At 72.8% G+C, this 23,408-nt stretch carries 24 protein-coding genes; 16 read left to right on the top strand and 8 right to left on the bottom strand.

Annotated elements, in window-relative coordinates:
• Positions 1–132 precede the first annotated feature (132 nt).
• Both AC060L_RS28995 and cofC read right to left on the bottom strand, forming a co-directional pair.
• Positions 133–360 carry a hypothetical protein gene (locus tag AC060L_RS28995; RefSeq protein WP_483801910.1) on the bottom strand — a complete coding sequence of 76 codons (228 nt, stop codon included), beginning with the start codon at positions 358–360 and terminating at the stop codon, positions 133–135.
• 62 nt (positions 361–422) lie between these two features.
• The gene (gene cofC / locus AC060L_RS28990) at positions 423–1,115 is read right to left on the bottom strand and encodes a 2-phospho-L-lactate guanylyltransferase (RefSeq protein ID WP_483801909.1); all 693 of its coding nucleotides are present in this window, start codon (positions 1,113–1,115) and stop codon (positions 423–425) included.
• Between the two features lie 214 nt (positions 1,116–1,329).
• On the opposite strand from cofC, the gene AC060L_RS28985 reads away from it, so the two are divergent.
• From AC060L_RS28985 to AC060L_RS28975, 3 genes are all read left to right on the top strand, one after another.
• A complete protein-coding gene (locus AC060L_RS28985) occupies positions 1,330–2,190 on the top strand; it encodes a lysophospholipid acyltransferase family protein (protein WP_483801908.1) in 861 nt (286 codons plus the stop codon).
• A complete protein-coding gene (locus AC060L_RS28980) occupies positions 2,187–3,188 on the top strand; it encodes an NAD(P)H-dependent glycerol-3-phosphate dehydrogenase (RefSeq protein WP_483801907.1) in 1,002 nt (333 codons plus the stop codon). Before AC060L_RS28985 ends, AC060L_RS28980 begins: the two co-directional genes overlap by 4 nt.
• Positions 3,189–3,272: 84 nt before the next feature.
• Positions 3,273–4,451, top strand: a complete 1,179-nt coding sequence (locus tag AC060L_RS28975; RefSeq protein WP_483801906.1) for a D-alanine--D-alanine ligase family protein — start codon at positions 3,273–3,275, stop codon at positions 4,449–4,451.
• A gap of 95 nt (positions 4,452–4,546) precedes the next feature.
• Here the strand turns inward: AC060L_RS28975 and AC060L_RS28970 are convergent, their stop codons facing one another.
• Positions 4,547–4,780, bottom strand: coding sequence for an Lrp/AsnC family transcriptional regulator (locus tag AC060L_RS28970; protein ID WP_483801905.1), 234 nt, complete (start codon positions 4,778–4,780; stop codon positions 4,547–4,549).
• Positions 4,781–5,032: 252 nt separating this feature from the next.
• Between AC060L_RS28970 and AC060L_RS28965 the strand changes: the two genes are divergently transcribed.
• From AC060L_RS28965 to thiD, 3 genes are all read left to right on the top strand, one after another.
• Positions 5,033–6,001, top strand: a complete 969-nt coding sequence (locus AC060L_RS28965) for a thiamine-phosphate kinase (protein ID WP_483801904.1) — start codon at positions 5,033–5,035, stop codon at positions 5,999–6,001.
• A gap of 92 nt (positions 6,002–6,093) precedes the next feature.
• Complete coding sequence (locus tag AC060L_RS28960) at positions 6,094–7,119, top strand: 6-phosphofructokinase (protein WP_483801903.1); 1,026 nt, start codon at positions 6,094–6,096, stop codon at positions 7,117–7,119.
• Positions 7,120–7,156: 37 nt separating this feature from the next.
• Positions 7,157–8,002, top strand: coding sequence for a bifunctional hydroxymethylpyrimidine kinase/phosphomethylpyrimidine kinase (thiD, locus tag AC060L_RS28955; RefSeq protein ID WP_483801902.1), 846 nt, complete (start codon positions 7,157–7,159; stop codon positions 8,000–8,002).
• Between the two features lie 175 nt (positions 8,003–8,177).
• Here the strand turns inward: thiD and rpmB are convergent, their stop codons facing one another.
• Positions 8,178–8,363: a 50S ribosomal protein L28 gene (gene rpmB, locus AC060L_RS28950; RefSeq protein WP_035846000.1), complete on the bottom strand. Its 186-nt coding sequence runs from the start codon at positions 8,361–8,363 to the stop codon at positions 8,178–8,180.
• A 261-nt stretch (positions 8,364–8,624) separates the two neighbouring features.
• Here rpmB and AC060L_RS28945 point away from each other — a divergent pair, with 261 nt between their 5' ends.
• The 10 genes from AC060L_RS28945 (at position 8,625) to mutM (ending at position 18,478) form a co-directional block, all read left to right on the top strand.
• Positions 8,625–10,265, top strand: coding sequence for a DAK2 domain-containing protein (locus AC060L_RS28945; RefSeq protein WP_483801901.1), 1,641 nt, complete (start codon positions 8,625–8,627; stop codon positions 10,263–10,265).
• Positions 10,266–10,327: 62 nt separating this feature from the next.
• Positions 10,328–12,571 carry an ATP-dependent DNA helicase RecG gene (recG, locus tag AC060L_RS28940; RefSeq protein WP_483801900.1) on the top strand — a complete coding sequence of 748 codons (2,244 nt, stop codon included), beginning with the start codon at positions 10,328–10,330 and terminating at the stop codon, positions 12,569–12,571.
• Positions 12,572–12,689: 118 nt separating this feature from the next.
• Entirely contained in the window at positions 12,690–13,202 is a 513-nt protein-coding gene (locus tag AC060L_RS28935; protein ID WP_483801899.1) for a hypothetical protein, read from the top strand.
• A gap of 101 nt (positions 13,203–13,303) precedes the next feature.
• Positions 13,304–13,867, top strand: a complete 564-nt coding sequence (gene rsmD / locus AC060L_RS28930; RefSeq protein ID WP_483801898.1) for a 16S rRNA (guanine(966)-N(2))-methyltransferase RsmD — start codon at positions 13,304–13,306, stop codon at positions 13,865–13,867.
• A gap of 67 nt (positions 13,868–13,934) precedes the next feature.
• Positions 13,935–14,423: a pantetheine-phosphate adenylyltransferase gene (gene coaD / locus AC060L_RS28925; protein ID WP_483801897.1), complete on the top strand. Its 489-nt coding sequence runs from the start codon at positions 13,935–13,937 to the stop codon at positions 14,421–14,423.
• Between the two features lie 104 nt (positions 14,424–14,527).
• The gene (locus AC060L_RS28920; RefSeq protein ID WP_483801896.1) at positions 14,528–15,760 is read left to right on the top strand and encodes an ATP synthase F0 subunit B; all 1,233 of its coding nucleotides are present in this window, start codon (positions 14,528–14,530) and stop codon (positions 15,758–15,760) included.
• A gap of 184 nt (positions 15,761–15,944) precedes the next feature.
• Positions 15,945–16,634, top strand: a complete 690-nt coding sequence (locus tag AC060L_RS28915) for a YceD family protein (protein WP_483801895.1) — start codon at positions 15,945–15,947, stop codon at positions 16,632–16,634.
• A gap of 2 nt (positions 16,635–16,636) precedes the next feature.
• The gene (gene rpmF, locus AC060L_RS28910) at positions 16,637–16,810 is read left to right on the top strand and encodes a 50S ribosomal protein L32 (protein WP_030056747.1); all 174 of its coding nucleotides are present in this window, start codon (positions 16,637–16,639) and stop codon (positions 16,808–16,810) included.
• A gap of 20 nt (positions 16,811–16,830) precedes the next feature.
• Positions 16,831–17,604 carry a ribonuclease III gene (gene rnc, locus AC060L_RS28905; RefSeq protein ID WP_483801894.1) on the top strand — a complete coding sequence of 258 codons (774 nt, stop codon included), beginning with the start codon at positions 16,831–16,833 and terminating at the stop codon, positions 17,602–17,604.
• 19 nt (positions 17,605–17,623) lie between these two features.
• Positions 17,624–18,478: a bifunctional DNA-formamidopyrimidine glycosylase/DNA-(apurinic or apyrimidinic site) lyase gene (gene mutM / locus AC060L_RS28900; protein WP_483801893.1), complete on the top strand. Its 855-nt coding sequence runs from the start codon at positions 17,624–17,626 to the stop codon at positions 18,476–18,478.
• A 37-nt stretch (positions 18,479–18,515) separates the two neighbouring features.
• Here mutM and AC060L_RS28895 read toward each other — a convergent pair whose 3' ends face one another.
• From AC060L_RS28895 to AC060L_RS28880, 4 genes are all read right to left on the bottom strand, one after another.
• Complete coding sequence (locus AC060L_RS28895; RefSeq protein ID WP_483801892.1) at positions 18,516–19,964, bottom strand: LCP family protein; 1,449 nt, start codon at positions 19,962–19,964, stop codon at positions 18,516–18,518.
• Positions 19,965–20,184: 220 nt separating this feature from the next.
• Positions 20,185–21,105: a hypothetical protein gene (locus AC060L_RS28890; protein ID WP_483801891.1), complete on the bottom strand. Its 921-nt coding sequence runs from the start codon at positions 21,103–21,105 to the stop codon at positions 20,185–20,187.
• 128 nt (positions 21,106–21,233) lie between these two features.
• On the bottom strand, positions 21,234–22,907 hold the full coding sequence (locus tag AC060L_RS28885) for an LCP family protein (RefSeq protein ID WP_483801890.1): 1,674 nt from the start codon (positions 22,905–22,907) through the stop codon (positions 21,234–21,236).
• Entirely contained in the window at positions 22,900–23,346 is a 447-nt protein-coding gene (locus AC060L_RS28880) for a DUF6542 domain-containing protein (protein WP_483801889.1), read from the bottom strand. The genes AC060L_RS28885 and AC060L_RS28880 overlap by 8 nt, the downstream gene beginning before the upstream one ends.
• Positions 23,347–23,408: the final 62 nt, after the last annotated feature.

Raw genomic sequence — 23,408 nt, 5'->3', positions numbered from 1 at the left:
CGACCCAACCAACCACCCCCCCCCCCCCCCCCCCCCCCCACCACCCCCCCCCCCCCCCCCCCCCGCGGCGTTCCGGGCTGCCGTACGGGCGCGGGCCGGCCGACTGCCGAGCGGGACTCAGCCGAGCGGGGCTCAGGAGTCGCCGGCGCCGGGGTCCGCGAAGGTCTGGAGCGTCACGAAGACCACCCGGCGGGCCTCGCCGCTGCCCTCGGTCCTGATCCGGACCCGCTGGCCGGGTCGCAGCAGCCGCAGGCCGCCGGCATCGAAGGCGGCGGCGTCGAAGGGCACCGGGGTGCCGTCGTCGAGCAGCACGGAACCGGCCCGGGTCGCGGGATCGAAGGTGAACGCGGTGGCCTGCATGCGCGAAAGCATATCTTTCTGCGCCCGGCGCACCCGCTGGTGCCCGCGCGCCGGGCCGGGCCCTACGGTCGGCCCGCGGCGCCGACGAGTTCGGCGGCCACCACGCGGGTGTGCGGGCCGACGCCGAGCCCGAGCGCCTCGGCGAGGTCGGCCCGGTCGTCGACGTCCCGGCGCGCCGACGGCACGTCGGGCAGCGTGAGTTCGACCGCCCCGCCGGCCGCGTGCCGCTGCCGGGAGGCGCCGCCGAAGGCCGGCAGCAGCGGCAGGCCGGGGGAGCAGGCGAGCAGCGTGGTGCCGACACCGGGTGTGTCGGCCAGGAAGGCCCGCCCGTCGGTGGGCACGGCGGCCAGCACCCGGGCGAGTTCGGCCGGGCGCAGCGCCGGCAGGTCGGCGGAGAGCGCGGCCAGGGGCGCATCGGGGTGCAGCCGCCGCGCGTGCCGGGCGCCGTGCGCCAGTGCGGCGTTGAGCCCGCCCCCAGGCTCGTCGGTGACCAGCACGGCGCCGGCCGCCGCCAGCCGCGGGCCGGCCACCGGGTCCTGCGAGACCACCAGCACCCGCTCCACCGCCGGGCAGGCCAGCGCGGCGGCGACGGTGTCGAGGGCGAAGGCCAGCGCGAGTTCGGGGCGTCGCTCGCCCGCGTACGCGGCGAGCCGGCTCTTGGCCCGTTCCAACGGTTTCAGCGGCAGCACCAGGGTCCAGGCGGCCGACCGGTCCCGCGCGCTGGGCAGGAGTGGGCGTACGGTGTGCTGGGTCATCCGCGCCATTCTGGTGCCGCTGTGCCGGGCTTCGCCAGAGCGGCCCCGGTCGGGCGCGCCGGTCGAGGTGTGTCGGTCGGGGTGTGTCAGTGCCGGCCGCCAAGGTGTGGTGGCTCGGATGCGATTATGCGATGGACCGTCCATGCGATGGACTGAGCCATGGACTGAAAGCCTGCGGCACCCCACGTGCCGCACCACACGAGGAGGACCTGGGGTGGCCCGCCGCTCGTACGCCAGTTTCGGCAATGCCGACTACGGAGTCTGGTACCGCTTCGCGGCGGTCCTGGTGAAGCCGGTGACGACCGCGCTGGTGAAGCCCGAGTGGAGCGGTTGGGAGCACTTCCCCAAGGAGGGCGGCTTCCTGACCGTGGTGAACCACAACTCGGTGATCGACCCGGTGGTCTACGCCCACTTCCAGTACAACAGCGGCCGCCCGCCGCGGATACTGGGCAAGTCCTCGCTCTTCAAGGTGCCGTTCATCGGCTTCATGCTGCGCAAGACCGGCCAGATCCCGGTCTACCGCGACTCCACGGACGCGGCGCACGCCTTCCGGGCGGCCATCGAGGCGATCAACAACGGCCAGGTGGTGCAGTTCTACCCGGAGGGCACGATCACCCGGGATCCGCAGATCTGGCCGATGACCGGCAAGAGCGGCGCAGCCCGGGTCGCGCTGATGACCGGCGCGCCGGTGATCCCGGTCGCGCACTGGGGTGCGCACGAGATCGTCCCGCCGTACGGCCGGGGCCTGGGCGGCCACAAGGCCAAGGCGAAGCTGTTCCCGCGGACCGCGGTGAAGGTGGCGGCCGGTCCGCCGGTCGACCTGAGCAGGTACCAGGGCAAGGAACTCACCGCCCAGGTGCTGCGCGAGGCGACCGAGGACATCATGGACGCGATCACCGAGGTGCTGGAGGGCCTGCGCGGCGAGAAGGCGCCGGCCGAGCGCTTCGACCTGCGCAAGGCCCGCGAGCAGAGCCGCAGCCGGATCGACAGCAAGCCCGGGCAGAACCAGCCCGAGCAGAGCAAGCCCGAGCAGAACAAGCCCGGGCAGAACGACACCGAGGAGGCCGGGCAGTGACCCGCTGCGCCGTGTTCGGAACCGGCTCCTGGGGCACCGCCTTCGCGATGATCCTGGCCGACGCCGGCAACGAGGTGACCCTGTGGGGCCGCCGCAAGGAGCTGGTGGACACCATCAACTCCACCCACCTGAACCCCGACTACATGCCCGGCACGCCGCTGCCGGAGTCGGTCACCGCGACCACCGACCCGGCCGCCGCGCTGGACGGTGCGGACTTCGCGGTGCTCGTCGTGCCGTCCCAGACGCTGCGCGCGAACCTCGCCGACTGGGCGCCGCTGATCGGCCCGCAGACCGTGCTGGTCAGCCTGATGAAGGGCATCGAGCTCGGCACCGCGAAGCGGATGAGCGAGGTGATCGGCGAGGTCGCCGCGGTCGGCCCGGAGCGGGTCGCGGTGGTCAGCGGCCCGAACCTGTCGCTGGAGATCGCGAACCGCCAGCCGGCCGCGACGGTGGTCGCCTGCACCGACGGGACGGTCGCCAAGCGGCTCCAGGCGGCCTGCCACACGCCGTACTTCCGCCCGTACACCAACACCGACGTGATCGGCTGCGAGCTCGGCGGCGCGGTGAAGAACGTGATCGGCCTGGCGGTCGGGATGGCCGACGGGATGGGCCTGGGCGACAACACCAAGGCCACCCTGATGACCCGTGGGCTGGCCGAGATCACCCGGCTCGGCGAGGCGCTCGGCGCCGACCCGCACACCTTCGCCGGCCTGGCCGGCATGGGCGACCTGGTCGCCACCTGCTCCTCGCCGCTCTCCCGCAACCACAGCTTCGGCGTCAACCTCGGGCGCGGGATGTCGCTGGAGCAGACGGTGGCCGCGACCCGGCAGACCGCGGAGGGCGTGAAGTCCTGCGAGTCGGTGCTCGACCTGGCCCGCCGCAACGGGTGCGACATGCCGATCGTCGAGGCGGTGGTCGACGTCGTGCACAACGGGCGCCCGCCGCAGGCCGTGCTCAAGGACCTGATGTCCCGCTCGGCCAAGCCCGAGCGGCGCTGACGACGGGCCCCGGCAACGCTGACGACGGGACAGAGCGGCGCTGACCTGGAACCGATCGGGTCGCACGGTAGTCTCATAGCCGATATGAGCATCGAACCGACCTCCCCCCAGTCCGGCTCGGCCCAGGCCGGCCAGGCCGAGTCCGAGGCGCCGCGCAAGCCGCGGGTCGCCGTGGTCTTCGGCGGCCGCAGCTCCGAGCACGCCATCTCGGTCTCGACCGCGGGCAGCGTCCTGCGCTCGATCGACCGGACGAAGTACGACGTCCTGCCGATCGGTATCACGCACGAGGGCCGCTGGGCCCTGGTCAGCGACGAACCGGACCGGATGGCCATCACCGACGGCCGGCTGCCGGACGTCGGCCAGATCGCCGAGCAGGCCGAGGGCCAGGTCGCGCTGCCGGTCAGCCCGGCCTCGCGCGAGGTGGTCTGGAACGAGCCCGGCGCCGCGCCGAAGCAGCTCGGCGAGGTCGACGTGGTGCTGCCGCTGCTGCACGGACCGTGGGGCGAGGACGGCACGCTGCAGGGCCTGCTGGAGCTCTCCGGCGTGCCGTACGTCGGCTCCGGCGTGCTGGCCAGCGCGGTCGGCATGGACAAGGAGTACACCAAGCGGGTGCTGGAGTCCTTCGGGATCGGCATCGGCCCGTACACCGTGATCCGCCCGCGCGACTGGGAGAGCGAGGACGGCCGGGCGGCCGCCCGCGCCCGGGTCGCCGAGCTGGGCCTGCCGGTCTTCGTCAAGCCCTGCCGGGCCGGCTCCAGCATCGGGATCACCAAGGTCAAGGACGCGGCCGAGCTCGACGGCGCGATCGAGGAAGCCCGCCGGCACGACCCCAAGGTGATCGTCGAGGCGATGCTGGAGGGCCGCGAGATCGAGTGCGCGGTGCTGGAGTTCGCCGAGGGCCCGCGGGCCAGCGTGCCGGCCGAGATCCTGGTCGGCGGCGACTTCGAGTTCTACGACTTCGAGGCGAAGTACATCGACTCCTCCGAGGTCCAGATCCCGGCCCGCCTCAGCGAGGAGGAGACCGCCGAGATCCGCCGTCAGGCGGTGGCCGCGTTCGACGCGATCGGTTGCGAGGGCCTGGCCCGGGTCGACTTCTTCCTGCTCACCGACGGGCGCTGGGTCGTCAACGAGATCAACACGCTGCCCGGCTTCACGCCGATCTCGGCCTACCCCAAGATGTGGCAGGCCACCGGGGTGCCGTACACCGAGCTGATCGACCGCCTGCTGCAGGCGGCGCTGCGCCGCTCCACCGGCCTGCGCTGACCCGCACCACCCGGTCAACGAGAAACGCCGCACCGGCCGAAGCCGGTGCGGCGTACCCGGTTGTGGACCCGGACAGGCCCTAGTCGTGCACGGCCCTAGATGTGCACGACGGGGCAGGTCAGCGTCCGGGTGATGCCCTCGACCTGTTGGATCTGCGCGACGACGAGCCGCCCCAGCTCGTCCACGCTCGGCGCCTCGGCCCGCACGATCACGTCATAGGGGCCGGTGACGTCCTCGGCCGTCAACACCCCCTCGATCCTGGCGATCGACTCGGCCACGGACGTGGCTTTGCCCACTTCGGTCTGGATCAGGATGTATGCCTGTACCACGGAGGACCTCCCGGCGGCTGCGGTGATGGTTGCCCGACTGGTTGCACGGTGAAGGGGCGCGGCCCGCGCGGGGTGGGTGGTGGGGCGGGCCCGCCGCAGAGACTGGATGGATCACCACGCTACCGCGCCCCGGGCCCGGGAGGGGAGACCCCATGCGGGCCGGGGGGCGTACGCTTCGCGCGGGAAGCGCATACGCGTGGCCCGGCAGGCGCGGGGCGATCGTCGCCGTCGGCAATCCGGAGAGGACGGGACATGCAGGGGACCGTGGGCGAGCTCGGCGAGTTCGGCCTCATCAGGGAGCTCACCGCCCGGCTGCCGCTGACCCCGGCGGTGGAGCTCGGTCCGGGCGACGACGCCGCGGTGGTGAAGGCCCCGGACGGCCGGGTGGTGGCCACCACCGACGTGCTGATCGAGGGTCGGCACTTCCGCCGCGACTGGTCCACCGCCTACGACGTCGGCCGCAAGTCGGCCGCCCAGAACCTCGCCGACATCGCCGCGATGGGCGCCGTGCCGACCGCGATCCTGCTCGGCCTGGTCACCCCGGCCGACCTGCCGACCACCTGGGCGACCGAACTGATGGACGGGCTGCGCGACGAGTGCCAGGTGGCCGGCGCCGCGGTGGTCGGCGGTGACGTGGTGCGCGGCGACACCATCACGCTGGCGATCACCGCGCTCGGCGACCTGCAGGGCCGGGCGCCGGTCAAGCGCTCGGGCGCCCAACCGGGTGACGTGGTCGCGGTGACCGGCTGGCTCGGCTGGTCGGCCGCCGGCCTGACCGTGCTCTCCCGCGGGTTCCGCTCGCCGCGCGCCTTCGTCGAGGCGCACCGCCGTCCCGAACCGCCGTACCACGCCGGACCGGCGGCCGCCGAGCTCGGCGCGACCGCGATGGTGGACGTCAGTGACGGGCTGGTCGCCGACCTCGGGCACGTCGCGGCGGCCAGCGGTGTGGACATCGACCTGCACGCCGCCGACTTCGACGTCCCGGCGCAGATGGCCGACATCGGCCAGGCGGTCGGGGTCGATCCGCTGGTCTGGGTGCTCTCCGGTGGCGAGGACCACGCGATCGCCGCGACCTTCCCGCGCAGCGCCCAACTCCCGGCCCGCTGGCGGGTGGTGGGCGAGGTCGCCGGCCCGGCCAGGTCCGGCCGCAGCGGCCGGGTCACGGTGGACGGCGCACCCTGGGACCGCACGGCCGGCTGGGACCACTTCGCCGAGGAGTAAGCAGGGGAGCCGCCCGGGAGCGAGTGGTGCCCGCTGCGCCGACCGGGTGGTTGGGACCGGGCCGCCGGCCGGTCAGCGCGTAGGCTTCCCTCATGCGTATCGGTGTCCTGACCAGCGGCGGCGACTGTCCCGGGCTCAACGCGGTGATCCGCTCGGTGGTCCACCGCGGGCTCGATGTGCACGGCGACGAGATCCTCGGCATCGAGGACGGTTTCCTCGGGCTGATCGAGGGCCGGGCCCGGATCGTCGGCCATGACGACGTCACCGGCCTGCTGACGCTCGGCGGCACCATCCTCGGCTCGGCCCGGGTGCACCGCGAGAAGATCCAGTGGGCGGTGCAGAACGCCCCCCGGCTCGCCGCCGACCTGGGCATCGACGCGCTGATCGCGATCGGCGGCGAGGGCACGCTGACCGCGGCCAAGCTGCTGTCCGACGCCGGCCTGCCGGTGGTCGGCGTGCCGAAGACGATCGACAACGACATCGACGCCACCGACGTCACCTTCGGCTTCGACACCGCCGTGCACGTCGCGACCGAGGCGATCGACCGGCTGAAGACCACCGCCGAGTCGCACCAGCGGGTGATGGTGGTCGAGCTGATGGGCCGCCACACCGGCTGGATCACGCTCACCGCGGGCATGGCCGCCGGCGCGCACGGAATCCTGATCCCGGAGAAGCCCTTCGACATCGAGGCGGTCGCCCGGATGATCGAGGAGCGCTTCGCGCGTGGCAAGAAGTTCGCCATCATCGCGGTCGCCGAGGGCGCCAAGCCGATGCCCGGCACCTTCCCGTTCGACCACGGCACGGTGGACCAGTACGGTCACCAGACCTTCGGCGGCATCGGCACCCGGCTGGCGCGCGAGCTGGAGGACCTGCTGGGCAAGGAGGCCCGGCCGGTGATCCTCGGTCACACCCAGCGCGGCGGCACGCCGACGGCCCGTGACCGGGTGCTCGCCACCCGGTTCGGCTGGCACGCGGTGGAGGCCGTGCACAAGGGTGCCTTCGGGCACTTCACCGCGCTGCGCGGCACCGAGATCGAGCTGATCCCGGTGGCCGATGCGGTCACCCACCTGAAGACCGTGCCGCAGGACCGCTGGGCGGAGTCCGAAGCCGTGCTCTGACCGCCGCCCTCCGACCGCCGCCCGGTAGGTTGGCGGCATGTCCGCTGACACACTGCCCGACGACGCACTGCCCGATGACGCCCTGCCCGTCGCAGCTCCGCCCCGCGTCCTGACCATCGCCGGCTCCGACTCCGGCGGCGGCGCCGGCATCCAGGCCGACCTGAAGACCATGCTCGCGCTCGGCACCCACGGCATGAGCGTGATCACCGCGGTCACCGCGCAGAACTCGCTCGGCGTCCAGGGGTACTGGGAGCTGCCGGCCGAGGCCGTCCGGGCGCAGTTCCGCAGTGTGGTCGACGACATCGGGGTGCAGGCCGTGAAGACCGGCATGCTCGCCTCGATCGAGCTGGTCGAGACGGTCGCCGAGCTGCTCGCGGACGTGGCCGCGCCGGTCGTGGTGGACCCGGTCGGCGTCTCCAAGCACGGCGATGCGCTGCTCGCCGCCGAGGCCGTCGCGACCGTCCGCGAGCGCCTGCTGCCGCACGCCACGCTGGCCACGCCGAACCTGCACGAAGTGGCGCAGCTCACCGGGATCACCGTGCTGGAGGAGGGCGAGATGCGCCCGGCCGCCGACGCGATGCTCGCCTTCGGCCCGCGCTGGGTGCTGATCAAGGGCGGTCACCTGAGCGGCGAGGCCGCCGACCTGCTGGCCGGGCGGGACGGCGAGGAGCACTGGTTCCGGGCGCCGCGCTACGACAACCGGCACACCCACGGCACCGGCTGCACGCTGGCCAGCGCGATCGCCGCCGAGCTGGCCAAGGGCCACCCGATGCCCGAGGCGGTCGCCGCGGCCAAGGCGTACGTCACCGGGGCGATCCGGGCCGGGTTCGCGCTCGGCGCCGGCATCGGCCCGGTCGACCACGGCTGGCGGCAGCGCGGCTGACTGCGGCCGACCGTGGCTGTCTCCGGCAGTGCCCGGAGCGCAAAAAACGCTGCGGGGACCTGTGAACAGGTCCCCGCAGCGGTGTGAAACAAGTACCGAGCAAGCCGATCAAACAGAAAGCCGATCCACACGGAGTGGATCGGCTAACTGGAGGACCGGCGTACCGGTCTGCGCGTCAGCGCGAGACCTTACCGGCCTTGATGCACGAGGTGCAGACGTTGAGCCGCTTCGGCGTCCGCCCGATCACAGCGCGCACCGTCTGAATGTTGGGGTTCCAACGACGACGGGTACGGCGGTGCGAGTGGGAGATGTTGTTGCCGAAGCCCGGCCCCTTGCCGCAGACGTCGCAGTTGGCAGCCACAGGAGTCACTCCAAGACTTCAGAATCATTTACGTTCGAAAACCCCGGCTGATCCGCCCGGACCACTCGCGTGGACCGAATCGGATCAAGGGGTGAGCCTGGACTGTTCCAGGCAACCGGAGCAGCATACATCGACTGCTCCCGCTCCACGAAACTACCATGCAGCGGCCCTTGATCGCTCCGTCGGACCCACCCGCCGTACCTCGATAACCTGCAGGAAGGTCCTCTCCCGTTCCGACCGCGTTCACCAGAAGGAGCCCCGGTGCTGGACACGCTCGACGCCCCCGCCGTCCGTACCTGGTGCCGTCTGGCGCTCGCCGCCCTCGGGCAGGCCCGCGAGGAGATCGACGCGCTGAACGTCTATCCGGTGCCGGACGGCGACACCGGGACGAACCTCTACCTGACCGTGGAGTCCGCCACCGCGGCCGTGGAGCGCTGCTTCGAGCCGCCCGCCTTCGAGCCGGCCGCCTTCGAGCCGCACCCCCAGCCGGAGCTGGCGACCGCCGTCAAGGCGATGGCCAAGGGTGCGCTGCTCGGCGCCCGGGGCAACTCGGGCGTGATCCTGGCCCAGCTGCTGCGCGGGGTGGCCGAGATCCTGGCCGCCCGCGGCGGCGGCCCGCAGGCGCTGCGCGAGGCGCTCGGCCGCGGCGCCGAGGCGGCCTACCAGGCGGTCGCCGACCCGGTGGAGGGCACCCTGCTGACAGTGGCCGCCCGGGCCGCCGAGAGCGCCGGACGCACCACCGGCGGGCTGGCCGAGGTGGCCGGCGCCGCGCACCAGGAGGCCCGCGGCGCGCTGCTGCGCACCCCCGACCAGCTCGACGTGCTGGCCCGGGCCGGCGTGGTGGACGCCGGCGGACGCGGCCTGGTGGCCGTGCTCGGCGCGCTCGCCGACGCGGTGGCCGGGCAGCAGCCGATGGGCCCGGTCGCGCTCGGCGAGGACCTGCACCTGGCGCACGGCTGCGCCGAGCCCGAGCGGCTGCCGGGCCACCCCGCCTTCGAGGTGATCTACCTGCTGGAGGCCCCCGACCAGGCGTTGCCCGCGCTGCGCCGCCGCCTCGGCGGCCTCGGCGACTCGCTGGTGGTCGGCGGCGGCGACGGGCTGTGGAACGTCCACGTGCACGTGGACGACGCTGGCGCGGCGGTCGAGGCGGGCGTCGAGGCCGGCCGGCCGTACCAGATCCGGATCACCCACTTCGCCGAGGCCGCGGCCCGCGCGGGCGCCGGCATCGAGAGCCCGCCGGCCGCCCGGGTGGTGCTCAGCGTGGTGGCCGGCGCGGGCCTGGTCGAGCTCTGCCGCGAGGCCGGCGCGGCCGTGCTGCCCGCCGACCCGGACGCACTGCCGTCCAGCGCCGAGCTGGTGGCGGCCGTGCGCCGGTGCGCCGCGCGCGAGGTGATCGTGCTGCTCAACGACCCGGAGCTGCGGGCCACCGCGGGCGCCGCCGCCGACCAGCTGCGCGAGGAGGGCCTGCGGATCGCCGTGCTGCCCACCCGCTCGCCGGTACAGGGCCTGGCCGCGCTGGCCGTGCACGAGGCGGGCCGCCGGTTCGACGAGGACGTGGTCGCCATGACCTCGGCGGCCGGCGCCACCCGGTACGCCGAACTGGCCGTCGCCGAGGGGGAGTCCTGGACCATGGCCGGGGTCTGCCAGGCCGGTGACGTGCTCGGGCTGATCGACGGGGACGTCGCGGTGATCGGCAGCGGGGTGGCCGAGACCGGCGCCGAGGTGCTCTCCCGGATGCTCGCGGCCGGCGGCGAACTGGTCACGCTGGTGCTCGGCGACGGCGCCCCGCAGGAGCTCGCCGAGCACCTGGTCGCGCACGCCCGCCGGCAGCGCCCGGAGGTGGACACCGTGGTCTTCGCGGGCGGCCCGCAGAGCGCGCCGCTGCTCATCGGGGTCGAATAGCGCCCGGGATCGGGGCCGAATAGCGCCCGGGGTGTCCGTCCGGTGGTGTTCCATTGGCTTCGATGGCTGCCCTGGACGAACCCCTGACCAAGCTGGTCGGCGACCGCACCGCGAAGGTGCTCGCCGACAGCCTCAAGCTGCGCACGGTCGGTGACCTGCTGCACCACTACCCGCGCCGGTACGCCGAACGCGGCGAGCTGACCAGCCTGGACGAGCTGGAGGTCGACGAGCACGTCACCGTGCTCGCCCGGATCGAGAAGGTCACGCTGATCCCGTTCCGGGGCCGCAAGGGCGACCGGCTCGAAGTCGTGGTCACCGACGGCCGCGGCCGGCTCACCCTGGTCTTCTTCAACCAGGGCTGGCGGCAGAAGGACCTGCGCCCGGGCCTGCAGGGCCTGTTCGCGGGCAAGGTCGGCGTCTTCAACCGCACCCGCCAGCTCGCCTCGCCGGACTACCAGCTGCTGGCCGAAGAGGATGGGGGCGACAACGGGACTGCTACCGCCGCGCAGTTCGCCGGCCGGCTGATCCCGGTCTACCCGGCCAGCGCCCAGATGCCCAGCTGGAAGCTCTCGCTGGCGGTCGAGGTCGCGCTGACCAAGCACCTGGCCGACGTCGGCGAGCCGCTGCCCGAGGCGCTGCGCGCCGAGCGCGGCCTGCTCCCGCTGCCCGAGGCGCTCGAACTGATCCACCGTCCGCGCAACCGCGCCGAGCTGGAGCAGGCCCGCGACCGGCTGCGCTGGGACGAGGCGTTCGTCCTCCAGGTCGCGCTCGCCCAGCGCCGGGCCGCCGACTCCGCGCTGCCCGCCAAGGCCCGCCCGGTGCGCACCGGCGGGCTGCTGGATGCGTTCGACGCGAAGCTGCCGTTCACCCTGACCGCCGGCCAGCAGACCGTGTGCGCCGAGATCTTCGCCGACCTGGCCACCGAGCACCCGATGCACCGCCTGCTCCAGGGCGAGGTCGGCTCGGGAAAGACGCTGGTGGCGCTGCGCGCGATGCTCGCCGTGGTGGACGCCGGCGGTCAGGCGGTGCTGCTCGCGCCGACCGAGGTGCTGGCCCAGCAGCACCACCGGTCGATCGTCGAGATGATGGGCGAGCTGGCCGAGGGCGGCATGCTCGGCGGCTCGGAGCACGGCACCAAGGTGGTGCTGCTGACCGGTTCGATGGGCGTCCCGGCCCGCCGTCAGGTGCTGCTCGACATGGCCTGCGGGGACGCCGGGATCGCGATCGGCACGCACGCGCTGATCGAGGACAAGGTGCAGTTCCAGGACCTCGGCCTGGTCGTGGTGGACGAGCAGCACCGGTTCGGCGTCGAGCAGCGCGACGCGCTGCGGGCCAAGGGCGGGCAGCCGCCGCACCTGCTGGTGATGACCGCGACGCCGATCCCGCGCACGGTCGCCATGACGGTCTTCGGCGACCTGGAGACCTCGGTGCTGGACCAGCTGCCGGCCGGCCGTTCGCCGATCTCCACCCACGTGGTGCCCGCACTGGAGAAGCCGAACTTCCTGGCCCGGGCCTGGGAGCGGGTCCGCGAGGAGGTCGGCAAGGGGCACCAGGCGTACGTGGTCTGCCCGCGGATCGGCGACGAGCCGCCGGAGCCCGCCGGCAAGGCCAGGAAGCGTAAGCCCGCCGCCGACGATCCCGAGGAGCTCATCGCCGACCCGGCGGACGAGGGCGCCGGCAGCGACGAGCGCCGGCCGCCGCTCTCCGTCGTGGAGACCGCCGAACTGCTCGGCAAGGGCCCGCTGGCCGGGCTGCGGGTGGAGATCCTGCACGGCAGGCTGGCGCCCGACGCCAAGGACGAGGTGATGCGGCGGTTCGGAGCGGGTCAGATCGACGTGCTGGTCGCCACCACCGTGATCGAGGTCGGCGTGAACGTGCCGAACTCCACCGCCATGGTGATCATGGACGCGGACCGGTTCGGCGTCTCCCAGCTGCACCAGCTGCGCGGCCGGGTCGGCCGCGGCAGCGCGGCGGGCCTGTGCCTGCTGGTCAGCGAGATGCCCGCGGGCAGCGCGGCCCGGGCCCGGCTGGACGCCGTGGCCGGCACGCTGGACGGCTTCGAGCTCTCCCGGATCGACCTGGAGCAGCGGCGCGAGGGCGACGTGCTCGGCCAGGCGCAGTCCGGCGTGAAGTCCTCGCTCAAGGTGCTCTCGGTGCTGGAGGACGAAGAGGTGATCGCGGCCGCCCGCGCGGAGGCCGCCAAGCTGGTCGCCACCGATCCGCAGCTCACCGGGCACGAGGACCTGCGCACCGCACTGGCCGGCCTGCTGGACGAGGAGCGCGCGCAGTTCCTCGAAAAGGGCTGACCGTCCTCCCTGCCGGCCCCCCTTTCGGCCGCCCGATTGTCAGTGCCACGCGAGACACTGGAGGTGTTCAGGACGCAGCGTCAAGAAGCGTTCCTGGCGCGACACTTGGGGGTCATGCATGGCATTCCGTCACCTCAACGAGCTCCCGCTGGGCGACAAGATCTTCCGGGTCGAACTCGCCAGTGAGGACGACCGCGAAGTCACCCTCACGCTGACCGGCTGGCGCGAGGGCCAGGCCGCCAGTCCGATCGCCAGCGGCCGGCTGCGCCTGCCGGTGGAGGACGTCGCGAGTCTGCGGATCGCGCTCAACCGCGCGCTGCGCGCCCTCGCGATCGTCGCCGATGTCGCCGAGCCCATCCCCGACCGCGACGTGCTGCGCGAGCTCTACCCCGGACACGGCGCCCCCTGGGTGCCGCAGCACGAGGAGGAGCTGGTCCGGCGCTTCCACGAGGGCGAGACGATCGCCCGGATAGCCGCCCGGTTCGGCCGTACGCCGGACTCCGTCCGCACCAAGCTGCGCGAGCTCGGGCACGACCCGCGCCGCCCCGAGTACTGCCCGCCCGACGGCTGCCTCTCCTGGTCCCGCTACGCCTCCCCGGCGCTGCTCGGCGCGACGCCGCCGCAGGAGTAGCCGCCCACTCCCTCCCCCGCCTGCCCCCTCCCACGTCCCGCGTGGGAGGGGGCGCCCGTATAGCGTGGCCATGACTGATCCCGAAAGGCAGACCAGAGACCATGACCCGCGTCATCGCCGGGGCGGCCGGCGGCCGCCGGCTCGCCGTACCGCCCGGCCGGAGCACCCGCCCCACCTCCGACAAGGCCCGGGAGGCGATGTTCTCCACCCTGGAGTCGCTGCGCGGCACCCTGGTCGGCGTCCGGATGCTCGACCTGTTCGGCGGCTCCGGCGCGGTCGGCCTGGAGGCGCTCAGCCGCGGCGCGGCGCACGTCCTGCTCGCCGAGGCGGATGCCACGGCCGCCCGGGTGATCCGGGAGAACGTGAAGATCGTGGCGCTGCCGGGCGCCGAGGTGCGCGCCGAGCGGGCCGAGAAGGTGATCGCGGGACCGGCGCCGGCCGAGCCGTACGACCTGGTCTTCCTCGACCCGCCGTACGTCGTGCCCGATGGCGATCTGCGCGAGATGCTGATCACACTGCGGCTCGGGGGCTGGATCACGGACGACGCACTCGTCACCGTGGAGCGCAGCACCCGGGGCGGCGAGTTCGGCTGGCCCGGGGGCTTCGAGGCGTTGCGCTCCCGCCGCTACGGCGAGGGCACGCTCTGGTACGGCCAGGCCGCCTGACCGCACCACCCAGCAGCTCGCACCGACAGCACCGACAGCCATCTCACCGATGAGGGAATGACACCGCATGCGCCGCGCCGTCTGTCCTGGTTCGTTCGACCCGATCACCAACGGGCACCTCGACATCATCGAGCGAGCCTCGAAGCTCTACGACGTGGTGCACGTCGCGGTGCTGATCAACAAGACCAAGCAGGGCCTGTTCACCATCGACGAGCGCATCGAGATGATCGAGCAGACCACCGCCCAGTACGGCAACGTCAAGGCCGAGTCGCACTCCGGCCTGCTGGTGGACTTCTGCCTGGACCGCGGCATCCCGGCCATCGTCAAGGGCCTGCGCGCGGTCAGCGACTTCGACTACGAGCTCCAGATGGCCCAGATGAACCGCGGCCTGACCGGCGTCGAGACGCTCTTCGTGCCGACCTCGCCGACCTACAGCTTCCTCTCCTCGACGCTGGTCAAGGAGGTCGCCTCGTACGGCCGCGACGTCTCCCACCTGGTGCCCGCCACGGTGCACACCCGGCTGATGGACCGCCTCGCCGAGCGCGCCGCGCAGTAGCGCGCGGCCGCACCGGTCCGGCGCAGCGGCACGCGGTGGTCCCGGGATTCTGACGTACAGTCTGTAGTCCCGCCCCGCGGTACTCACGGAAAGACAGAAGCCCCGTGGACGTGCAGAACAGAGTCGACGAGATCATCGCCGTGGTCGAGAACGCCCGCGCGATGCCGATGTCGGCCTCCTGTGTGGTGAACCGGGCCGAGCTGATCGCGATGCTCCAGGGGCTGCGCGAGGAGCTCCCCGCCGAGCTGGCCCAGGCGCAGTCCGTGATGGCCGACCACGAGCAGGTGGTGGCCGACGCCCGCGGCGAGGCGGACCGGATCATCCAGGGCGCGCACGCCGAGCGGGGCTCGCTGATCTCGGACACCGAGGTGGCCCGCCGGGCCCAGGCCGAGGCCGACAAGATCCTCGGCGAGGCCCGCGAGGAGGTCGCGGTCAAGCGCCAGGAGGCCGACGACTACGTCGACAGCAAGCTGGCCAACTTCGAGGTCGTGCTCACCAAGACGCTCGGCGCGGTCGGCCGCGGTCGCGACAAGCTGCGCGGCGAGGGCGGCTACGAGGCGGAGGACGGCGAGGAGTTCCAGCCCGGCCTGAGCCCCAGCCCCGAGGTCGACGAGTACGTCGATGTGAAGCTGGCCACGCTGCAGAACGTGCTCAGCGGCACGCTGGAGGCGGTCGGCCGCGGCCGCGACAAGCTGCTCGGCAAGGCCCACATCGACGAGCTGGGCGCCTACCTGGCCGCCGCCGACGAGGCGCAGCAGCAGAAGGACCGTGCCGAGGCGGTCGCCGCCGGCTTCGCCGACGACGGCTCGGACCTCGCCTGGTACCGCGAGGAGGAGCCCGCGGCTCCCGCCCGGCAGAGCTGGCCGGAGCAGACCCCGGCCGAGACCGGCTGGCAGGCCGTCCCGGGCGAGGCGCCGTACCAGGAGGCCGCGCAGCACCAGCCGTACGGCGACCAGTACGCCCAGCCGCAGGCCGCGCAGTACCAGGACCCCTACGGCGGCTACGACCCCGCCGCCGGCCAGGGTGACCCCTACGGCAACCACTACGGCTACCAGGGCCAGCAGGCCGACCCGTACGCGGCCGGTTACGGCTACCAGGGCCAGCCCGGCTACCCGCAGCAGGCCGGCCAGGGCCACCCGGACCACCAGGGCCACTCCGACCACCAAGGCCACCCCGACCAGCAGGGCGGCTACGACGCCTACGGCTACCAGCAGCCCGCCCACCCGCAGCTGCCGGCCGTCGTCCCGCAGCAGCAGACGGCGGGGCTGGACGAGACCAGCTTCTTCGACACCAGCATGATCGACATGACCCGGCTGCGGGAGCTCGGCGGCCGCTGACCGGCGGCCGCCCGGGAGCGGAGTTGGGCCCAGGCCCGCTCTCGGGTAGTCTGACACCTCCGGCCATTCACATGTCGGACCGTTCGGCTGCCCGCGCATCAGCGCTCGGCGCGGCCGGGCCACCCCGTGAGAGCCAAGAATCGCGCCGCGCAGAGATGCGCCCGCCACCAGGAAGTCAGGAACCGTGAACCGCCTCGACCACCGCGACCCCCTCGTGTTCGACACGCACGAGCTCGGTCGTCGCCCCGGCTCGATGCGCTCGGTCGACCGCAGCCTCCCGGCCCCCGAGGGCCTGGGCATCGAGGACGTGATCGGCGTTCCGGCCGACAGCGAGATCTCGCTGGAGCTGCGCCTGGAGTCGGTGGTCGAGGGAGTGCTCGTCACGGGCACCGCCGAGGCCCACGTCACCGGTGAGTGCGTACGCTGCCTGGAGCCCGTCGAGGACGACCTCGACGTCACGTTCCAGGAGCTGTACTACTACCCGGAGAGCGACGAGCGCGGCCGTGGGAAGGGCCCGTCGAAGAGCTCCCCGAGCTCCGCGGACGAAGAGTTCTCGGACGAGGACGATGAAGAGACTTACCGGTTGGAGGGCGATTACTTCGACCTTCAGCCGGTGCTGCGTGACGCGGTGGTGCTTGCACTGCCGCTGCAGCCGGTGTGCCGGGAAGACTGCCTGGGCCTGTGCTCCGAGTGTGGAGCGCTGCTCAACGAGGACCCGACGCACCACCACGAAGCCGCCGACCCCCGGTGGGCGGCTCTGCAGGGACTCTCCGCCGCGCCCGGCGACGAGACCCGCGGCCGAGCCGCTGATCGGCGGAGCGGAACCGAGAACAGCGACACCCGTGAGGGTCTCGCCGAGAACCAGGAGAAGTAGCCGTGGCTGTTCCGAAGCGGAAGATGTCGCGCAGCAACACGCGCCACCGCCGTTCCAACTGGAAGGCCGTTGTCCCGGCCCTCGTGGCTTGCGACCGCTGCCACGAGCCGAAGCTGGGTCACATCGCGTGCCCGAGCTGCGGCACGTACAACCGTCGCCAGGTCCTCTCGGTCTGATCGGCGGGGTGCATCGATCGATGTCGGACGGTAACTCATCCCGCAAGTCGACCCCTGGTAACGGGGTGAAGGCCGGCGGGCCGGCTTCGACGGCATACGACGTCCTGGAAGGGCGCCTCGGGTATCAACTTGAGCGCGCCCTTCTGGTGCGTTCCCTCACCCACCGCTCGTACGCGTACGAGAACGGCGGGCTGCCCACCAACGAGCGCCTGGAGTTCCTCGGCGACTCGGTGCTCGGGCTGGTGGTGACCGACACCCTCTACCGCCTCCACCCGGACGTGGCCGAGGGGACGCTCGCCAAGCTGCGCGCCGCGGTGGTCAACTCGCGTGCGCTCGCCGAGGTCGGCCGTGGCCTGGAGCTGGGCACCTTCATCCGCCTGGGCAAGGGCGAGGAGGGCACCGGTGGCCGTGACAAGTCCTCGATCCTCGCGGACACCGTCGAGGCCGTGATCGGCGCCATCTACCTGGACCAGGGTCTGGAGTCGGCGACCGAGTTCGTGCACCGGCTGTTCGACCCGCTGATCGCGGAGTCCTCCCAGCTCGGCGCGGGCCTGGACTGGAAGACCAGCCTCCAGGAGCTCACCGCCGCGGTGGGTATCGGCGTGCCCGAGTATGTGGTCGAGGAGTCCGGACCGGACCACGAAAAGACGTTCAACGCCGCCGCCCGGGTGGCCGGCGAGGCCTTCGGCAACGGCACCGGCCGTTCGAAGAAGGAGGCCGAACAGAAGGCCGCCGAGAGCGCCTGGCGTGCCATCAAGGCCAAGTACGGGGATCCGGCCGCCCCGGCCGCATAACGCGAGGGGGTGGCCCGCGATGCCCGAACTGCCCGAGGTCGAGGTGGTCCGGCGCGGTCTCGCGCGCTGGGTCACCGGCCGCACGGTCGCCGAGGCCGAGGTGCTGCATCCGCGCGCCGTCCGCCGGCAGGCGGCCGGCGGCGCCGACTTCACGGCCCGGCTGGCCGGGACCACGCTCGGCGAGGCGCAGCGCCGCGGCAAGTACCTCTGGCTGCCGATGGACGGCGGCCAGTTCGCCATGCTCGGACACCTCGGCATGAGCGGTCAGCTGCTGGTCCAGGACCCGGCGACCCCGGACGAGACCCATCTGCGGGTCCGGCTGCGCTTCACCGACGGCGGGCGCGAGCTGCGCTTCGTCGACCAGCGGACCTTCGGCCACCTCGCGGTCGAGGAGACCGACCCGCAGGGCCTGCCGAGCTCGCTCGCGCACATCGCCCGCGACCCGCTCGACCCGCGCTTCGACGACGACGGGTTCCTCGCCGCGCTGCGCGCCAAGCGCACCACGGTCAAGCGCGCGCTGCTCGACCAGTCGCTGATCAGCGGCGTCGGCAACATCTACGCGGACGAGGCGCTCTGGCGCTCCAAGCTGCACTACGACCGCCCCACCGACACGCTGACCCGCCCGCTGGCCGCCACCCTGCTGACGAACGCGCGGGACGTGATGAACGCGGCGCTCGCGGTCGGCGGCACCAGCTTCGACAGCCTCTACGTCAACGTGAACGGTGAGAGCGGCTACTTCTCCCGCTCGCTGGACGCCTACGGGCGCGAGGGCGAGCCGTGCTACCGGTGTGGCACGCCGATCCGCCGGGCCGCCTGGATGAACCGGTCCAGCTACTTCTGCCCGCGCTGCCAGCGGATCCCGCGCCCGCGCTGAGCGCGCGAGCGCGGGCGCGAGCACGGGCTCGTGCGGCTCAGTTCACGCACGGGATGCCGTCGGCGGTCACCGCGGGCCCCTGGTACTGGCCGGCCGGCGAGCTGCTCGGTGCGCTGCTGGGTGCATCACTCGGCGCATCGCTCGCCGCATCGCTCGCAGTGGCGTCGCTCGGTGCGGGGCTCGCCTTCGTGGTCGCCTTCGCGCTGGTCGGGTCGGCCGCCGGGGGAGTGCTCGGTGCCGGGCTCGCCGGTGCGGAGGTGGTCGGGCCGGCCGTCCCGCCGGGCGCGGCCACGGAGTTGGGGTCCACGCCGGTGATGGTCTGGCGCACCATGGCCTGGATCTTCGCGACGTTGACCACGTTGATGTCGCCCGCGACCGGGTCGTGCCCGTAGCCCTCGATCGGCAGCGTGTTGAACTCCGAGTTCCCACCAGTCAGGTTGGTGGCCTGCTGCGCGAAGTCCAGCACGTCCCAGCTGTCGTCGATGACCACGTCCTGTTTGACCGCGTTGAGCATCCCCTGCATCTTGCCGAGGTCGCCGAAGAACCCCTGCTGCTTGAGCTTCGTGGTGACCGAGGCGATGAACGCCTGCTGGCGGTGCGTGCGGTCGAGGTCGCCGTTGGGCAGGTTGTGCCGCTGCCGGACGAAGGCGAGCGCCATCGAGGCGTCCAGCTGGTTCTCGCCCGCGTGGCCGACGAAGCCGGAGCCGCCGCCCGGCGCGGTCGCGGTCCGGCCGAAGGTCGGGTCGTTGGCGTCGGCCTTGAGGCAGACCGTGATCGGCTGCAGCACCTTGGCGACGTCGTAGAAGCCCATCAGATTGAGCTCGGCGAAGTGGTCGATCGGCACGTTGAGCAGCTTCTGCACGGTGAGCAGGGTCGCCGCCCGGCCCGCGTCCCGGCCCCGCCGCTCCAGCTCGGCCCCCGAGTACTGCTGGGAGAGCTTCTGCTCGGCGTAGTACTTCGCGAGGTCGTACGCGTCCTTGATCTTGCTCTTGCCGAGCGGGTGGCCGCCGGGCACGTTGACCAGGTCCACGTAGTCGTCGCGCGGGATCGAGAAGGCCTCGACCTTCCCGCCGTTCGCCGGTATGTGCATCAGGATCAGCGTGTTGGTCTCGTAGCCGCCGATGTTGCTGTTGCCGGCGTGCAGCTCGTTCTTGACGAAATCGTCCGGCAGGTTGTTGCCGTTCATGTCCTTGCGGCTGTCCAGGCCGATCAGCAGCAGGTTGACCGACTTGTCCAGGTGCGGCGGGGCCGAGGCACCGCCGGCCGTGGCCGCCTGCTGCACCTGCTTGAGCACGTCCGAGGTGTTCAGGCTGTCGGTGATCCGGTGGTAGGTGTACCAGGAGAGCCCACAGACCAGCAGGCAGGAGCCGGAGACCGCGCAGGCCACCGCCCGCCCGGCGATCCGCAGCACGGATATTCGCCGTCGCCCGTTCGACCCGCGCACTCGCCCGGCAGCCCGCTTGCCCACTGTGGTCCCCCTGGTCATCCGCTGTCACACCTTCTCGTTGGAAAGACACGTCATGAGACCGCACCTCGGGTGCGGAACCCGGGCACGGCATGGCACAGATCACATAACCGACCCCCGCCGCAGCGGTGTTGGGGTCGTAGAACAAGGCAAGGCAAGGCAGCGCAGGGCATGCGGCAGCGCCTGTCCGGCAAGCACACTCCTGGACAGGCCTTCGGACAGGCTCTCGGAGAGACCCTGGCTAGTGGGCGGTCAGCTCCGGCTGGCCCGCTTCGGGCGCGTGCAGGTCCTCGCCGCTGCCGAAGTACGAGACCGCGACCCCGCCCGCGACGGCCAGCACGAAGCCCAGCACGGCGAGCCAGCCGAAGCCGGGCCGCGCGGAGTCGCCGAGCCAGAGCACGCCCACGATCCCCGGCACCACCGTCTCGCCGACCACGAGCGCGGCCGTGGCGCCGTTGACCGAGCCCAGCTGCAGCGCGACGGTGTGCAGGTACATCCCGCCGAGCCCGCCGACCAGGACGGCGTACAGCGCCGGGTCGCTGAGCAGCGTGCCGACGTCGAACGGGTGCACGCCGTTCAGGATCCGCACCCCGATGCCGAGTGCGCCGAAGCCCAGCCCGGAGAGCAGGCCGGCCACGATCGCGCCGCCGGCGCCGATCCGGCGCACCAGCAGCGAGCCGCCCGCGATCACCGCGAGCGAGATCAGCAGCAGCCACCAGTGCGTGCTGATCGGCGTGCTCTCGGTGCCCTCGGGCCCGGACGCGACCGCGAGCAGGACCAGTGCCCCGCAGACCACCGAGATCGAGACCCACTCCGCCCGCTTGAGCCGCAGGCCGAGCAGTTTGACGCTCAGCAGCGCGGTGATCACCAGGTTCGCGCTGATCACCGTCTGGGAGAGGAAGAGCGGCAGCAGCCGTGCCGAGAGCGCCCCGAGCAGGAAGCCCACGAAGTCGAGCACGGTGCCCAACACGAACTCCCAGGTGACCACGGCCTTGGCGGTCGAGCTCAGGCTCGGACCGCCGTGTTCGGTGACCTGGGTCGGCCCGCCCGCGCTGTTCGCGGCCTCCTCGCGGGCCGAGCGGCGCGCTCCCATGGCCTGCAGCACCGAGCCGGTGCCGTAGCAGGTGGATGCCGCGACAGCGGTCACCAGACCGATGATCACCAGATTCTCCGATCGAAACAGGACATGCGGGGCCGGACAGGCTCTAGGCAGGGTCGGTCCCACTATGCCCTGTGGGACGGGGCCCGACGAACCCCGTCCCGATCACCCGTGCTACCGCGTGGACGGGCTCAGTCGACGCACGGGATCCCGCCCATCTTGACCGGCGGGCCCTGCATCGGCAGGCCGGCCGCCGGGTCGGCGGGCGCGGCGGCCGCGCCGTCGCCGGGGGCGGCAGCGGGGCTGCCCGGGGGCGGGGCCGCGGCGGGGGCGGCGGCCGGCGCGGTGAAGCCGGTGCCCAGCATGATCTCGATGTGCCCGGCCCGCACCGCGCCGCCGGCCACGGCGGTCACGCCGTAGCGGGCCGCGACCTGGTCGGCGGCGTCCTTCTCGCCGCTGCCGTAGGTCACCGTGGTCCGGCTCTGCCGCGTGCTCTGCGAGATCCGCCCCTCGGTGAAGCCGAGCCCGGCGAGCGCCTTGGCCTCGGCCCCGGCCGAGCCGGCCGGGGCACCCGCGTTGACCACGTCCACGGTGCCGGTGGCCTTGCCCGGAGCGGGCGCGGCGGCGGCGGGCGGCGGCGGTGCGGCGTCGGGAGCGGCGCTGGGGCTCCCCGCGGCCGGCGCGGCGCTCGCGCTCGACCCGTCCGCGACGCCGGCGCCGGTGCCGGGCGCGGGGTCGTGGCCGGTCAGCTGCTGGACGATCCGCTTGATCTGCAGCGGGTCGACCTTGTTGACCGCCTCGCCGTTGACGGTCGCGAAGCCGGTGATCGGGAGCGTGTTGGCCTCGACGTGGCCGCCCGACAGGTTCGGGGCCTGCTGCGCGAAGTCCAGCACGTTCCACTGGTCGTCTATCACCACGTCCTTCTTCACCACGCCGAACAGGTTCTGCATCTGCCCGATGTCGTTGGTCACGCCCTGCTTCTTCAGCTTGGCGACGACCGAGGCGATGAAGGCCTGCTGACGGTGCGTGCGGTCCAGGTCGCCGTTGGCCAGATTGTGCCGCTGGCGCACGAAGGAGAGCGCCTGCGCGGCGTTCAGCGTGTTGATCCCGGCGTGGAAGTCGGCGCCGGAACCCTGGCCGGCCATCGCCGGGTCCTTCGTCGCGTGGTTGAGGCAGACGTCGATCGGCTCGACGGCCTTGGCGATGTCGTAGAAGCCGATCAGGTTGACCTCGGCGAAGTGGTCGATCGGGATCCCGAGGAAGCTCTGCACGGTGGCCAGCGTGGCCTTGCGGCCGGCCTCGCGGCCCTGCCGCTCCAGGTCGGGCTTGGCGAGGCCCTTGGGCGCCTTGGCCTCGAACATCGACTTGGCGATGCCGTAGGCCTCCTTGATCTTGTGCATCTTGCCGTCGGCGCCGACCGTCTGCACGTAGTCGTCGCGCGGGATCGAGAGCGCGGTGACCTGGCCGCCGTTGGCCGGGATGTGCATCAGCATCAGGGTGTTGGTGTTGTAGCCGCCGACCTCGCTGCTGGAGCCGGCGTGCAGCTCGTCCTGGACGAACTCGCCGGGCAGGTCGTTGCCGTCCATGTCCTTGCGGCTGTCCAGGCCGATCAGCAGCAGGTTGACCGAGTTGTCCAGGTGCGGCGGGGCGCCCTTCTTGATGCTGTCCAGCGCGTTCGACTGGATCATCCCGCTGGACAGCGAGTTCACCGCGAACCAGGTGAAGCCGCAGGTTCCGAGCACCGCGAGCGAGGTCGCGCAGGCGACCGTGCGGCCGGCCACGATCAGCGGCGAGCTGCCGCGCCGGGCGGCGGGGCGGCGGGCGGCGCGGGAGGAGGCCCGGCCGGGTGTGTCACGGTCAGCCACGACGGCGCTCCTGCCCCTGAGACTGCCCCTGCCCCTGCCCCTGCGGCTGCGGCTGCGCCGGCGCCGGTGCCTTCGCCCTGCTCTTCGTCTTGGCGGACGCCGCCCGCTCGCGCAGCACCCGGACCAGCACCGCGGCCAGCCCGGCACCGATCGCCGCGGCCATCACCGGGAACCCGTGGGTGGCCCACTTCGCGGCGCCGGTGGCCAGCGCCTTGCTGTTCGGGTACGCGTCCTTGTGGGCGAGCAGCTCGGCGCCCGCCGTCGCGGCCAGCACCACGACCGGCGGCGCGGGCAGCACCCACCACCAGCCGGCCCGGCTGGCCAGCAGCGCGGCGCCGGCCGTGCCGAGGACGGTCAGCACGGCGAAGATCCCGCCCGGTGCCGAGCCGAGCAGCTCGTCGGCGAGCGCGCCGAGCACCGGCAGGCCGACGGCGAGCATGGCGACCAGGCCGCGCGCCCCGCCCGGCCGCTGCTCGGACCGCCTGGTCCGCGACCGGGCCG

The sequence above is a fragment of the Kitasatospora sp. NEAU-69 genome (assembly GCF_057158765.1).
This window is presented reverse-complemented; position numbering and strand designations above follow the sequence as displayed.

Bases quoted from the DNA above. Each gene is read 5' to 3' on its own strand.
- AC060L_RS28995 (WP_483801910.1), bottom strand. From the start codon at position 360: ATGCAGGCCACCGCGTTCACCTTCGATCCCGCGACCCGGGCCGGTTCC.
- cofC (WP_483801909.1), bottom strand. From the start codon at position 1,115: ATGACCCAGCACACCGTACGCCCACTCCTGCCCAGCGCGCGGGACCGG.
- AC060L_RS28975 (WP_483801906.1), top strand. From the start codon at position 3,273: ATGAGCATCGAACCGACCTCCCCCCAGTCCGGCTCGGCCCAGGCCGGC.
- AC060L_RS28965 (WP_483801904.1), top strand. From the start codon at position 5,033: ATGCAGGGGACCGTGGGCGAGCTCGGCGAGTTCGGCCTCATCAGGGAG.
- AC060L_RS28960 (WP_483801903.1), top strand. From the start codon at position 6,094: ATGCGTATCGGTGTCCTGACCAGCGGCGGCGACTGTCCCGGGCTCAAC.
- thiD (WP_483801902.1), top strand. From the start codon at position 7,157: ATGTCCGCTGACACACTGCCCGACGACGCACTGCCCGATGACGCCCTG.
- recG (WP_483801900.1), top strand. From the start codon at position 10,328: ATGGCTGCCCTGGACGAACCCCTGACCAAGCTGGTCGGCGACCGCACC.
- AC060L_RS28935 (WP_483801899.1), top strand. From the start codon at position 12,690: ATGGCATTCCGTCACCTCAACGAGCTCCCGCTGGGCGACAAGATCTTC.
- rsmD (WP_483801898.1), top strand. From the start codon at position 13,304: ATGACCCGCGTCATCGCCGGGGCGGCCGGCGGCCGCCGGCTCGCCGTA.
- coaD (WP_483801897.1), top strand. From the start codon at position 13,935: ATGCGCCGCGCCGTCTGTCCTGGTTCGTTCGACCCGATCACCAACGGG.
- rnc (WP_483801894.1), top strand. From the start codon at position 16,831: ATGTCGGACGGTAACTCATCCCGCAAGTCGACCCCTGGTAACGGGGTG.
- mutM (WP_483801893.1), top strand. From the start codon at position 17,624: ATGCCCGAACTGCCCGAGGTCGAGGTGGTCCGGCGCGGTCTCGCGCGC.
- AC060L_RS28895 (WP_483801892.1), bottom strand. From the start codon at position 19,964: ATGACCAGGGGGACCACAGTGGGCAAGCGGGCTGCCGGGCGAGTGCGC.
- AC060L_RS28880 (WP_483801889.1), bottom strand. From the start codon at position 23,346: ATGCTCGCCGTCGGCCTGCCGGTGCTCGGCGCGCTCGCCGACGAGCTG.